The organism is Atopobium sp. (assembly GCF_034113385.1).
Lineage (GTDB): Bacteria > Actinomycetota > Coriobacteriia > Coriobacteriales > Atopobiaceae > Atopobium.
The window spans coordinates 1-12,306 of sequence record NZ_JAXEXL010000013.1 but is presented as its reverse complement, the minus strand read 5'-3'; the positions used below and the strand labels follow the sequence as shown (position 1 = coordinate 12,306).

12 protein-coding genes are annotated in these 12,306 nt (G+C 48.5%); 11 read left to right on the top strand and 1 reads right to left on the bottom strand.

The window, feature by feature from the left end; all coding sequences use genetic code 11:
• The first annotated feature begins 79 nt into the window (after positions 1-79).
• From dnaB to SPD80_RS03315, 6 genes are all read left to right on the top strand, one after another.
• A complete protein-coding gene (gene dnaB, locus SPD80_RS03340) occupies positions 80-1,489 on the top strand; it encodes a replicative DNA helicase (protein WP_320828480.1) in 1,410 nt (469 codons plus the stop codon).
• A 93-nt stretch (positions 1,490-1,582) separates the two neighbouring features.
• Positions 1,583-2,863 carry an adenylosuccinate synthase gene (locus SPD80_RS03335; protein WP_320828479.1) on the top strand — a complete coding sequence of 427 codons (1,281 nt, stop codon included), beginning with the start codon at positions 1,583-1,585 and terminating at the stop codon, positions 2,861-2,863.
• Positions 2,864-2,866: 3 nt separating this feature from the next.
• A complete protein-coding gene (locus tag SPD80_RS03330; protein ID WP_320606230.1) occupies positions 2,867-3,793 on the top strand; it encodes a DegV family protein in 927 nt (308 codons plus the stop codon).
• A 35-nt stretch (positions 3,794-3,828) separates the two neighbouring features.
• Positions 3,829-5,133, top strand: a complete 1,305-nt coding sequence (gene purD, locus SPD80_RS03325; protein WP_320606231.1) for a phosphoribosylamine--glycine ligase — start codon at positions 3,829-3,831, stop codon at positions 5,131-5,133.
• 3 nt (positions 5,134-5,136) lie between these two features.
• Entirely contained in the window at positions 5,137-5,811 is a 675-nt protein-coding gene (locus SPD80_RS03320) for an NUDIX hydrolase (protein WP_320606232.1), read from the top strand.
• Between the two features lie 54 nt (positions 5,812-5,865).
• A complete protein-coding gene (locus tag SPD80_RS03315; protein WP_320828478.1) occupies positions 5,866-6,801 on the top strand; it encodes a hypothetical protein in 936 nt (311 codons plus the stop codon).
• 11 nt (positions 6,802-6,812) lie between these two features.
• Here SPD80_RS03315 and SPD80_RS03310 read toward each other — a convergent pair whose 3' ends face one another.
• A complete protein-coding gene (locus SPD80_RS03310; protein ID WP_320828477.1) occupies positions 6,813-7,691 on the bottom strand; it encodes a bifunctional hydroxymethylpyrimidine kinase/phosphomethylpyrimidine kinase in 879 nt (292 codons plus the stop codon).
• 136 nt (positions 7,692-7,827) lie between these two features.
• On the opposite strand from SPD80_RS03310, the gene purE reads away from it, so the two are divergent.
• The 5 genes from purE to purM all read left to right on the top strand — a co-directional run.
• Positions 7,828-8,289, top strand: a complete 462-nt coding sequence (gene purE / locus SPD80_RS03305) for a 5-(carboxyamino)imidazole ribonucleotide mutase (protein WP_320828476.1) — start codon at positions 7,828-7,830, stop codon at positions 8,287-8,289.
• 106 nt (positions 8,290-8,395) lie between these two features.
• Positions 8,396-8,845: a GatB/YqeY domain-containing protein gene (locus SPD80_RS03300; RefSeq protein WP_320828475.1), complete on the top strand. Its 450-nt coding sequence runs from the start codon at positions 8,396-8,398 to the stop codon at positions 8,843-8,845.
• A gap of 15 nt (positions 8,846-8,860) precedes the next feature.
• Positions 8,861-9,703 (top strand): class B sortase, encoded by an 843-nt coding sequence (srtB, locus tag SPD80_RS03295; RefSeq protein ID WP_320828474.1) that lies wholly within the window; start codon positions 8,861-8,863, stop codon positions 9,701-9,703.
• 18 nt (positions 9,704-9,721) lie between these two features.
• Entirely contained in the window at positions 9,722-11,203 is a 1,482-nt protein-coding gene (gene purF / locus SPD80_RS03290; RefSeq protein ID WP_320603976.1) for an amidophosphoribosyltransferase, read from the top strand.
• Positions 11,204-11,239: 36 nt separating this feature from the next.
• Positions 11,240-12,306, top strand: a 1,067-nt coding sequence (purM, locus tag SPD80_RS03285; RefSeq protein ID WP_320828473.1) for a phosphoribosylformylglycinamidine cyclo-ligase, incomplete at its 3' end; no start/stop codon positions are given.

The window sequence follows — 12,306 nt, the reverse complement described above, 5'->3', positions numbered from 1 at the left end:
AACGCATAGTTTCTTAACGGATAAACTCTTGATTTTGCTTTACTATTCTGGAATAGGAAGAATGTTGGAAGGATATGCTTTGAGTTCTCTTTTCCAAAGTAATGATAATCGCTCGCGTGCTACTGCTCCCATGGCTCCTACCGTAGAGGCAGGCGCGGTCATGCCTCAGGATTCCCATGCAGAGGCTGCGGTACTTGCGGCAATGCTTATCTCGCCAGATGTACTAGAAGAGGGACTTTCTTTCTTACAAGAGGATGACTTCTACATTCCTTCGCATCAACTCATCTTTATGTCCATGCGTGAGCTACATGATACCGGGCGCCCTGTGGATTCTATTTCTTTAGCAGACAATCTTTTGAGTAAGAAAGAGCTGGAGCGCGTAGGTGGTCGTGCCTATCTTGTTGACTTAGCAGGTAACACACCTGCGCTTGCCAGCTGGCAATATCACAGTGAGATTTTGCGTCGTAATGCAACGCTGCGCGAGATTATTAAAACTTCTTCCCAGATTACCGCGCTTGCCTTTAGTGCTCCTGAGGACACTAAAGAGGTTGTTAACGATGCAGAGCAAATGCTCCTTGGTGTTACTAACCGCGCTATTCGCTCTACATACTCAGGCATATCAGATGTAATGGAAGAACTCTTTGAGGAATTGGATGAACAATCCAAACATCAGACAGATGCTCTTGGAGTAAAAACAGGATTTCCTGGTATTGATAAAGCGTTGCTTGGCATGCGTGCTGGTCAAATGGTTGTTATTGGCGCACGTCCCGGTGTAGGTAAGACATCATTTTGTCTTAACCTTGCTGTAAATGCTGCTGCCTCTGGAGCTTCCGTTGCGCTTTTCTCGCTTGAGATGAGTAAAAAAGAGATTGCTCAGCGCCTGCTGTCCGCTCAGGCAAAAATCAACTTGCAGGATATTCGTTCGGCAAATATTCAAGATCACCAATGGGCGCAAATCGTGCAAGCAACTTCTGAGATTTCAAGTCTCGATATTATGATTGACGATACGCCAGGCACCACTATTACAGAGATTCGTGCTAAAGCGCGACGCATGTTGCATGGTAAAGAAAACGGGATTGTTATTATCGACTACCTGCAGCTTGTCTCGCCGCCATCAAACGGACGTCGTTCTGATTCTCGTGCCACTGAGGTTTCCGAGATGAGCCGTGGCATTAAAATTATGGCCAAGGATCTTGAAGTTCCTGTTGTTGCGCTTTCGCAGCTTAACCGTCAGGTGGCAGACCGCAAAGGCCAACGTCCGCAGCTGTCTGACCTGCGTGAATCTGGATCAATCGAGCAGGACGCTGACATCGTAATATTGCTTGACCGCTCCATGACGGAGGAAGAGGCATCGCGCGAAGATCGCCCAGACGCCAATGTAACGGACTTCATTATTGCAAAGAACCGCTCTGGTCCTTTAGGCATCGTTCATCTGGTCTTTATGCCTGGTTCTACCAAGTTCGTGGAACTGTCTCGTGATTACGAGTGATAGACGCGGATTTGAAGTATCAATCCCTTATACTAGGGAACCGACAAGAACGCGCATACGGCACGTTCCAATGCTTTTTTGAGAGGGAAGTATATGTCTGCATCCGTATTGGTGGGAACCCAGTGGGGCGACGAAGGCAAGGGTAAAGTCACCGATCTTATTTCTGGTGATTTTGATGTGGTATGTCGTTATGCTGGTGGTGCAAATGCGGGCCATACCGTTATTGCAAATGGTCACAAACTTGCTTTGCATCAGGTGCCATCTGGTGTTATGTACAAAGGCACCTATCCTGTAATTGGCAATGGCTGCATTGTAGATCCTGAAGTACTTCTCATGGAAATTGACATGCTGGAAGAGCAGGGCATTTCTTGTGATGACCTCAAGATTTCTGGCAACGCTCATATTGTCATGCCGTATCACAAAGATTTAGATGGCGCACACGAGAAAAAGCTCGGCAAGAATCTCATTGGTACCACCAAACGTGGCGTGGGACCAACCTATATGGATAAGATGAACCGTACTGGTTTGCGCATCCAGGATATGTTGGATGAGAAAATCTTTCGCGAGAAGCTCGAGGCGGCTTTGGCGTATACCAATCCCATTTTAGAGAAGGTATATGAGCTGCCCACGTATACCGTAGATCAGATTTGTGAAACCTATCTTCCTTTTGCAAATCGCATTCGTCCCTATATTGTAGAAAGCTCCCTGTTCCTTAATGAGCAAATTGAGGCTGGTAAAAACATTTTGTTTGAGGGTGCTCAAGCAACTATGCTCGATATTGATCATGGTACCTATCCGTTTGTTACCTCTTCTAACTGCACGGCTGGTGGTGCTGTTACTGGTTCTGGCGTTGGTCCAACTCAGATTAAGCGTGTTTTAGGCATTGCGAAGGCATATCTTACGCGCGTGGGTTCTGGTCCTTTTCCAACAGAGCTGTTTGACAAAACAGGAGACCTTTTGGGTGAAGTGGGCCATGAGTATGGCGTAACTACTGGTCGCAAACGTCGCTGTGGTTGGTATGACGCAGTCGTTGTAAATTATGCAACTCGCGTTAATGGTTTAACTGACTTAGCAATCACCAAACTTGATGTCCTTGGGTGCTTGGATGAGATTAAAGTTTGCGTTGCTTATGAATGTGAAGGCAAACGTTACACTACAGTTCCCGAGCATCAAAGTGTTTTTTACCATGCAAAACCTGTGTATGAAACCATGCCTGGCTGGAAGTGCGACATTTCTGGGGTGCGCAATTTCTATCAGCTTCCCCGTGAGGCAAAAGACTACATTGATTTCTTAGAGCAGCTTGCTGGCGTGCGTGTTTCCATTATCACTGTTGGTCCTGATCGTGAACAAACGATCGATCGTTACTGGAAGTAAAACGTGTCCGAGGTCACTTACAACACTGCCTCCTATGCGATTGTTACTGACACAGCGTGTGATTTGCCGAGCGAATGGCTGGCCGAGAAAAACGTCTGTGCTGTACCAATGTATATACACATGCGTCGCGGCAAAACCTTGCGGGATTACGTAGACGTATGTGTTCCTGATTTTTATATTACTTTGGCACAGGCGGAAGGGGAGATAACAACTTCAACTCCGTCTGTAGAAGAGTACAAAGCAATTTACCAAAATCTTCTCGCCCAGGGCTATGACCATGTTATTTCTGTTCACGCATCAAGTTTGCTGAGTGGTTCGTACGGTACAGCTGTTGTTGCAGCGCGTGCTCTAGACGCAGAAGACAAAATTATTGTGATGGATTCCAAAACTGTCTCTGCGGCTCAGGGTTTTATTGTTGAGGATTTGGTTGCAAGTCGTTCTGCGGGTGTTTCGTTTGAGGAGGCTATTGCTCATGCGCGCACGGTGCGTGAGTACTCACGTATGTATCTTGTTCCGGCGCCTGGTTGTTCTATAGGGCATAATGGCCGTCGGGTAACGGGTGTGCGTGGGAAAACCCATCAGCTTCTGGCTCGCATGTCTGGTACGCGCGAGCTGTTTATGCTGGATGAAAATGGTGGGTTTATACGCATTTCTTCAGGTAAGCTCTTAGTACGCTTGGCCGGAGCAATCGTGCGTGAAATGAGTGTCTATTCTCACGAGCACGGTCCTGTCGCGTATGCAGAAATTGGTTCTGGTATGCCGCGTGACCTAGCCATGGTAGAAAAACCCATGAATACTAATGAGTTTGAGAAGCGGCGCATTCGCATTTCCAACGTATGTGCTGCCGCGGCAGTTCATGTAGGCGTGGGTGCAATTGGTGTTGCGTTTGTGCCTGATGGTCTTATTGGTGCACTAGATACAAGCATGTAGACATTTTTGGCTCACTACGAGGAAGAGACAGACCAATGAGTGTTGCTAATACCAAGGTAGATGTACTGTTATTGGGCTCTGGCGGTCGCGAGCATGCCTTATTGCAAAAGATTTCTGAATCTAAACATGCTGGAAAACTGTATGTATGCCCTGGCAATGGCGGCATGTGGCAGCTTGCTCAAAAGGTAGAGCTCAACGCGGAAGACCCTTGTGAGGTTGCCACTTTTGCCTCTGAGCATGGTATTGGTTTGGTTGTAATTGGTCCCGAGGCTCCCTTAGTGGCTGGTGTGGCAGATGCAGTATCTGCCGCCGGCATTGCGGTGTTTGGCCCCAGTGCGTCTGCTGCCCGCATGGAGGGTTCAAAGCAATTTGCAAAAGAAATTATGATGCGCGCAGGCGTTCCCACTGCGTCGTATCAGGCTTTTACAGACGAGAAAACCTGCGCAGACTACGTACAAAAAATTGGTGGTCCAGTAGTTGTTAAGGCAGACGGTCTTGCTGCAGGTAAGGGCGTTATTGTTGCTCAAACCACAGAAGAGGCCTTGGCTGGCGTACATGAATGCTTTAGTGCATTTGGCGAGGCAGGCAACGTAGTGGTAGTAGAGGAAATGCTCAAAGGTCCGGAATGCTCGCTGCTAGCGCTTACCGACGGCAAAACGCTCATTCCTTTGGCTACTTCACAAGATCATAAACGTGCGCTCGAAGGCGATCTTGGCCCTAACACGGGTGGTATGGGTGTGTATTCTCCCGTTCCCTTTGTTACGGATGAAGAACTTAGGTCTATGGTAGAAATTGAGCAAAAGGTTGTAGACCAGTTGGCATCGGAGGGCATTACCTATAAAGGATGTCTTTATGGCGGCTTTATGCTTACTAAGGATGGACCTAAGGTTTTGGAGTTTAATGCTCGCTTTGGTGACCCAGAAACTCAAGTTGTTATTCCTCGCATGCACGCAGACCTTCTCGACGTCTTTATGCACATTGATGCTGGTACGCTCGACCAAGCAACGCTAACTTGGGCAGATAACTGGGCTGTCTCTGTGGTGCTTACCTCTGCTGGGTATCCTGGTTCTTACGAGAAGGGCAAGGTTATTACTGGCATTGAGGATGCCCAGGCGCTTGAGGGCGTTACTGTTTATCAGGCAGGCACTGCTCTCAACCAGAAGGGCGAGCTTGTTACGGCTGGCGGTCGCGTTATTAATGTAACGGCGCGCGCTCACAGCTTTGAGGCTGCTCGTGAACGGGCCTATGCTGCTTGCGATGCCATCGCATTTGAAGGCAAAACGCTTCGGAGGGACATCGGACTTCGCGCATTGCGTGGCCGCGATGCATGGGAGGTCTAGTATATGTCAGAGTTTGTAGATGATGCCCAGGTAGAAGAGGGGTGCAAGAAGCACCATTCTGGTGAGCCTCAGCGTCGTGAGTTGGTATTAGGCAATGATGACCCCTGTGACCAGGATTTATGTGAGCATATTGCGTCAGAGAATCGTGTGTGGGATGGCAAGATTTTCTCGGTAGATCGCCTTAAGGTTACCTTGGCGGATGGACGAGAAGCCCTGCGTGATGTGGTGCGTCATAGTGGTGCTGTGGCTATTGTTGCCCTTACGGATGATGGGCGTATTTGTTTGGTGCGTCAGTATCGCGCGGCGCTTGATCGGGTAACGGTGGAGATCCCTGCTGGAAAGCTTGAGCCAGGGGAAGATCCGCTGGATTGTGCACGTCGTGAGTTGTTGGAAGAGACGGGCATGGTGCCTGCAAGCATTGCATACCTTACTACCATTGCAAGTTCTGCGGGTTTTTCGGACGAGCTTATCCATATTTATATGGCTACCGGTCTTACGTTTGCTGCGTCTAATCCAGACACAGATGAGTTTATTAATGTGGACTTAGTTTCCTTAAATGAGCTGGTAGATGCCGTATTAGACGGTCAGATTGAGGACGCAAAGACCGTGGTTGGTGCGCTCATTTGTGATGCCGTGGCTCATAGGCTTTCTCCACAGACAGACGACGAGCTGCAGTAACGTTGCCATCTTTGCGTATACTTACATCGCAGAGGTTGGTAAAAGAGGGTGTTAATGGGGTTTCATAAAGCAAAACAGAAAAAGTTTTTATCCTCCGATGAGGCCGAGAAGCTTTTTGAGACTTTGGATGAGACGGGCCACTCCAATAAAGAAGTTGCCGAGGCTCAGCGTAAGCGTCGTGCCGAGAAAGGCAATGCGCAAGATGTAGACCCGCTGTCCAACAACGATCCATCGGGCTCCACCATTGACCGCACTATTAGGCGTACGGCTGTTGGCTTTGTAGTTATTACGCTGATTATTGTGACGCTTGCTCAAACAAGTTGCGGGCTTATCCGCCGCATTACTACGGGGCACCTGTCTAAAGAAGTTAACATTACGACCGTGTCTCGCTCCATGAGAAATGGTATTGGTTGGGGCAACGGTTTTACCTCATTTCCAGAGGAGTTTTCTGTAGAACAAGCAGATGAAAGCTCTGGTGTTGTTGAGGTCACGGTGATTGATACCACGTCTGATAACGCAGCAGAGGCTTTTTCTTCTGCTCAGGTTCAGGCATCAGCGCTGTCCATCAATGCCTTGCTTAATCCCAAGGTTCATGCGGTTATTTACCATGTTAACGTGCGCGTGGACGACCATGGCAAGTTCTTACATAATGCGATGTTTGGTTTTTTGCGCCCCGTGGGTACCGTGCGCAACTTTATGACCTTTATCTGGACTAAGAATACCTCTGACCAAGGAGTTAACTTTACCTGCCGCATTACTGGTTTAGATGAAGAAACCACGGCTGGTATTCGCGAGAAGCTCCAGGCAAATATTGTTTTGAGCAACATTTTGCCTACAACCGATTTTAATGCAGCTCAAAAGACTGAGTCAGCACCAAACTCCGATGCTGACTCCAGTTCTGATTCCAGCTCAAGTTCAAGCTCCAACACTGACTCTGACGCCAGCTCAGGTTCAAGCCCTAGCTCTAACTCTAACTCCAGCCAAAAGTAAATCCGCTGCTTTTAGAGCGCGCTTACTAACGATGTAAGCTCGCTCAATACCAGCTCAAAGCTTACGCCGCGATCAAGGTAGTGTGGCTGCTTAGTGGTTATTTGCATGGCTTTGCGTACGGTATTGCCAGCAAACTCTGCTGCGCTGCGGAAATCGCGTCCACTCATTAAAGCGGCAATGCAGCAAGAGGCATATAAATCACCCGTTCCATGCAGCATAAAGGGGAGTAGTTCAGAGCAGATTTCTTCCAGCTCAAAGTCCTGGCCGGCAAGGTAATCGCGAATGTAACCATCGCCGCGAATAACGCCCTTTAACACTACGTTTTTAGCGCCCATCTTAAGAAGGGCATTACAGATTTGCGCGACCTTCTCGTCAGAGGGATTAGTCCCGGAGTATGCAATATCAGTTAAAATGCATGCCTCAGTCATATTGGGCGTCAGAAGGTCTGCGCCATGCACCAAGGTGCGCATGGCATCGCACAGCTCTGGTGTGTAGGTAGGGTATATCTTGCCACCGTCGCCCATGACGGGGTCCACTAACTTGAGCGCATGGGGATATTCTGCGTACAAGCGCTTGATGGTTGCCACTTGCTCGGCAGAACCTAAAAACCCAGAATACACACCATCTAAATCTACGTCTTCTTGCTGCCATGCATCGAGATACGCCTCTAACATGGCAGTGGTATCGTGCCTATAAAAGACCTTGTAGCCCGTATGTGCCGAGAAAAGCGAGGTAGGTACCGAGCATACATCACAGCCACCTGCGCTCAAAACAGGGATTGCAACACCAAGGGAACATTTGCCATATCCGCATAGGTCGTGAATGGCGGCAATGCGAGGAATGTATGCATCGTGGCGCGTATAAAGAACAAGAGTAGATGCGCTGTTCATGGGCCCCTCCAGGCAATTAGAATGTGAATGTTTATATACCGTGCAATAACAATGTACAAGCATACCTGTAGGCAGGTACATATGTTTAACACGTATACTAGAACAGTATACGCATACTCATACAAGGAGGCTCCAAATGGCACAAGCGCCTGTGGTAGGAATCATCATGGGATCAAAATCGGATATGCCAGCCATGGAGGCATGCACCAAACAACTTGAGGAGTTTGGTGTTCCATATGAACTGATTATCGCTTCTGCACATCGCAATCCTGCCAAGGTTCATGAATGGGCCGCTTCTGCAGCAGAGCGCGGCCTTAAAGTTATTATCGCCGCCGCTGGTAAGGCAGCACATTTGGGTGGCGTCGTAGCAGCTTTTACGCCACTGCCTATAGTTGGCGTTCCCATGAAGACCTCTGATTTAGGCGGCATGGATTCTTTGCTGTCTATGGTGCAAATGCCTTCTGGAGTTCCTGTAGCTTGCGTTGCCATTGGTGGTGCCAAAAATGCTGCTATTTATGCCACTCAGATTTTAGGTGCAACGATGCCCGAATATCGCAAGGTTATTATGGACTTTAAGCAGGGTATGGAAGAAGCGTAGTGTATATTTTGAAGAGAGCACTTGCGAGCGTTTGTGCTCTAACTATACGTGCCTTCTAGAGCTTGCTCGTCAGGCGCTTGAGGTAATCAATACGTAAGGAGACCGTATGCAAAAGGCGGAGTTATTAGAACTCATTAAACAAGCCATGAAAGCGCAGGATAAAACGCGTCTCTCTATTCTTCGCCAAATCAATCAGGCCATCAAGCAGATTGAGGTAGATGAGCGTCGCGATGTCACGGAAACAGATATTGTTGCCTGCATCAAAAAGCTCCAAAAGGTTACCAATGAGGAGCTCGAGGCCCTACGCGGCGCCAATACGAGTTCCCATGCAGACCGCATTAAGTCTCTTGCCACTCAGGCGGATATCCTGTCTTCTTTATTGCCTCGGCAGCTTGCTGGCAGTGAGCTAGAAGCTCTAGCAGATGAACTTATTGCTTCATTGGGCGTAAGTACCAAGCGTGATATGGGCAAGGTTATGGGAGCGCTCACTAAGCAGACTAACGGTAATTTTGATAAACCCGCTGCTGCTGCATATATTGGCAGCAAGCTTGCATAAGTAAAGGATTTACCAATGGCTAAGCACTTCTCGCCAGCTCCTAACCAGAGTCCTGTGCCTTCCAAGCCTTATGCTGTACCAGAGCCACCAAAAAAGAAGCGTTCTGTTTCTCGCATTATTTCTAACATTTTGCTGGTTGTTGGTATTGTACTGCTGTGCGTTGCTGGTTTTATGTGGGGCAAAGCTCAGTGGGACTATCATGAGCAAGACAAAATCAATGAGAAGCTCGCTGCTTATGCAAAGGTACCTCAAAAGGGAGGCGCTCCTACGGTAGATTGGACTGGACTGAAGGCCATCAATAAAGACGTAGTGGGCTGGATTCAGGTTCCCAACACGGTTATTAACTATCCCGTGTACCAGGGAAAAGATAACGATCGCTATCTTAATACCAATGCAGAGGGCGTATATGGTGTAGGTGGTCAGATTTTTATGGACTATCAAAACACTAAGCCTGGCATGGTTGATCAGCAGACCATTATATATGGCCACCATCTTAAGAATGGCGCCATGTTTAAACAGATTTCTGACATGGACCAGCAGCAGTTCTTTGATTCGATTGACACCATTTGGTACGTAACAGAGACAGCCAACTATGAGCTTGAGCCGCTCTTTTTGTACTACACCACGGGAGAAGATACGTCAGTCAGACAGTTTAATTTTGATACGGATGAGGCTTTTCATGCACATTTGAATGAGAAGCTCCAAAAGGCGGTTACAAAACGTTCTGATGTAGCACAACTGCTTCCCAATGTTAAACATGTGCTTACGCTTGGCACCTGTGACTATATTGAAGGATATGGACGTACTATTCTTGTGTGTGCAGTAAAGAGTGAGGTTGCTACCTCTTCGCAATCCTAAGCGCAAAGGAGCTCATCCATGCATAACTCCCAGCTCATGGCTGAGGTAGATGACCTGTGCGAGCAGGACACACTGCATGACGAGTGTGGCGTTTTTGGAGTATGGGCTCCAGGGCGTGACGTTGCTCGTCTGACGTATTTTGGTACATTTGCATTACAACATCGCGGACAAGATTCTGCTGGCATTGCTGTTGGTGATGGCCAAACAGTATTAGTACGTAAAGATTTAGGCCTTGTTAATCAGGTTTTCTCTGATACAGATTTGGCAGCCATGCCTGGCAAGGTTGCTGTTGGTCATGTACGCTATGGCACCTCTGGCGCCAAGAGTTGGGAGGCAGCGCAGCCTCACTTAGCTGTTATCGATACCACCATTATTGCGCTTGCGCATAATGGCACGCTGGTCAATACAGATTCCTTGCGTCAAGAACTCATTAAGCTGGGTGTTCCTTTTCGCTCCAACACCGATTCTGAAGTTGCGGCCAAGCTGGTTGGTTACTATACCCAGCAAACAAGCCACCTGCGGCAGGGCATTGCCAAAACCATGGAGCTCATAGAGGGTGGCTATGCTATGGCTCTCGTTAGAGAAAATGCCTTATATGCCTTCCGTGATCCCAATGGCATTCGTCCGCTTGTTATTGGTCATTTAGAGGCGCGTGACGATAAGCCCGAGGGCTGGGTTGTTGCGTCAGAAAGTTGTGCCTTGGATATTGTGGGCGCTACGTACGTTCGCGATGTCAATCCTGGTGAAATTGTGCGTTTCTCGGATGATGGCATGGTGTGTGAGCAAGGCATTGCGGCGCGCCGTCCTGCAGACTGCGTTTTTGAGCACATTTATTTTTCTCGTCCTGATACTCGCGTAAAGGGCAAGTCCATTTATTCCATGCGCTATAACATGGGATGTCAAATTGCACGCGAGTCTCCTGTAGATGCAGACATTGTTATTGGTGTGCCAGACTCTGGCATGCCTCCTGCAGAAGGCTTTGCTCACCAGTCTGGTATTCCATTTGGTGAGGGCCTTATTAAAAATCGTTACGTGCAGCGCACGTTTATTCAGCCGACGCAAGACTTGCGCAAGCTGGGCGTGCGCCTTAAGCTCAATGCTTTACCTGATAACGTTGCAGGTAAACGAGTTGTTATGGTGGATGATTCCATTGTGCGCGGGACAACATCCATGCAAATTGTTCGCATGCTTAAGGATGCTGGCGCCAAGGAAGTTCACGTACGTATTAACTCACCTGAGGTGGCGTGGCCTTGTTTTTATGGCATTGATACCGCCGTTCAGGAACAGCTCATTTCTGCACGTGCCACTACTCAGGAAATCTGTGAGTTTATTGGCGCTGATTCCTTAGCGTTTTTATCGGTAGAAGGCATGCTTGCCTGTGTTCCAAAGGGCTCGTATTGCACTGCCTGTTTTACCGGGGAGTATCCCGTTTGTATTCCCGATAGTTTTGCGTCTGACAAGTTTATGGAGTCAAAAACTCCCACGTACCTCGATTGCTAACAGTTGCTACCCGTTGCCAACAGGAAGGCCATGCATATGTCTGAGCAAGTCAAGCACGTAACATACGCCGATGCAGGAGTAGACGTAGATGAGGGAGCTCGTGCAGTAGATGCTATTAAAGCTGCTGTTGCAAGCACTTCTCGCCCAGAGGTTGTTGGAAGCTTGGGCGGCTTTGGGTCTTGTTTCTCTATGAAGTCGTTTAAAGAGATGGATGACCCTATTTTGGTCTCTGGTACGGATGGCGTAGGCACCAAGCTTGCTATTGCACAGCTGTTAGACCGTCATGATACGGTGGGAGAAGACCTGGTAGCTATGTGTGTGGACGACGTAGTTCCCGTTGGTGCCGAGCCACTTTTTTTCTTGGACTATATTGCCATTGGCAAGCTTAAAGCAGAGCATGTAGCTCAAATCGTTGCTGGCATTGCAGAGGGTTGTCGTAAGGCTGGTTGTGCCTTAGTTGGTGGTGAGATGGCCGAGCACCCCGGTGTCATGCATCCAGATGATTACGATTTAGCTGGCTTTGTGGTGGGTGTTGTTGATCGTCCCCATATGATTGGCCCCGAGAAGGTCAAGGCGGGTGACGTTATTATTGGCTTGCCGAGTTCTGGCATTCACTCAAATGGCTATTCATTAGTTCGCAAGGTTGCCATTGAAGGCAAGACCACAGAAGAGCTTACCCAGCCACTTGAGGAACTTGGTGGAGAGTCCTTGGCAGATGCTGTTATGCGTCCTACCACTATTTATGCCGGTGGTTTGATAGCTGCTCTAAGGGCAGGAGCACCCATTCATGCCATGGCTCATATTACAGGTGGTGGCATTACAGAAAACCTTAACCGCGCATTGCCTTCCAACGTGGATGCTGTAGTGGACCGCTGTGGCGAAGATGGTCCTGCTTGGGATGTGCCTCCAGTAATTCCGTATATGGTTCGTCGCGCGGGGCTTACCTTAGATGAGGCATACAAGACCTTTAATATGGGCGTAGGCATGAGTGTTATATGCGCTGCTCAGGATGTTGATGAGGTATGTGAAGCGCTATCCGAGCAAGGTTTTGACCCCTTTATTATGGGTGAGTGTATAGAGGGCACGGGCAAGGTGGTCTATCG

What these genes read in the sequence shown, in the direction of transcription:
- SPD80_RS03335 (WP_320828479.1), top strand. Translation starts at nt 1,583, where the DNA reads ATGTCTGCATCCGTATTGGTGGGAACCCAGTGGGGCGACGAAGGCAAG.
- purD (WP_320606231.1), top strand. Translation starts at nt 3,829, where the DNA reads ATGAGTGTTGCTAATACCAAGGTAGATGTACTGTTATTGGGCTCTGGC.
- SPD80_RS03320 (WP_320606232.1), top strand. Translation starts at nt 5,137, where the DNA reads ATGTCAGAGTTTGTAGATGATGCCCAGGTAGAAGAGGGGTGCAAGAAG.
- SPD80_RS03315 (WP_320828478.1), top strand. Translation starts at nt 5,866, where the DNA reads ATGGGGTTTCATAAAGCAAAACAGAAAAAGTTTTTATCCTCCGATGAG.
- SPD80_RS03310 (WP_320828477.1), bottom strand. Translation starts at nt 7,691, where the DNA reads ATGAACAGCGCATCTACTCTTGTTCTTTATACGCGCCACGATGCATAC.
- purE (WP_320828476.1), top strand. Translation starts at nt 7,828, where the DNA reads ATGGCACAAGCGCCTGTGGTAGGAATCATCATGGGATCAAAATCGGAT.
- SPD80_RS03300 (WP_320828475.1), top strand. Translation starts at nt 8,396, where the DNA reads ATGCAAAAGGCGGAGTTATTAGAACTCATTAAACAAGCCATGAAAGCG.
- srtB (WP_320828474.1), top strand. Translation starts at nt 8,861, where the DNA reads ATGGCTAAGCACTTCTCGCCAGCTCCTAACCAGAGTCCTGTGCCTTCC.
- purF (WP_320603976.1), top strand. Translation starts at nt 9,722, where the DNA reads ATGCATAACTCCCAGCTCATGGCTGAGGTAGATGACCTGTGCGAGCAG.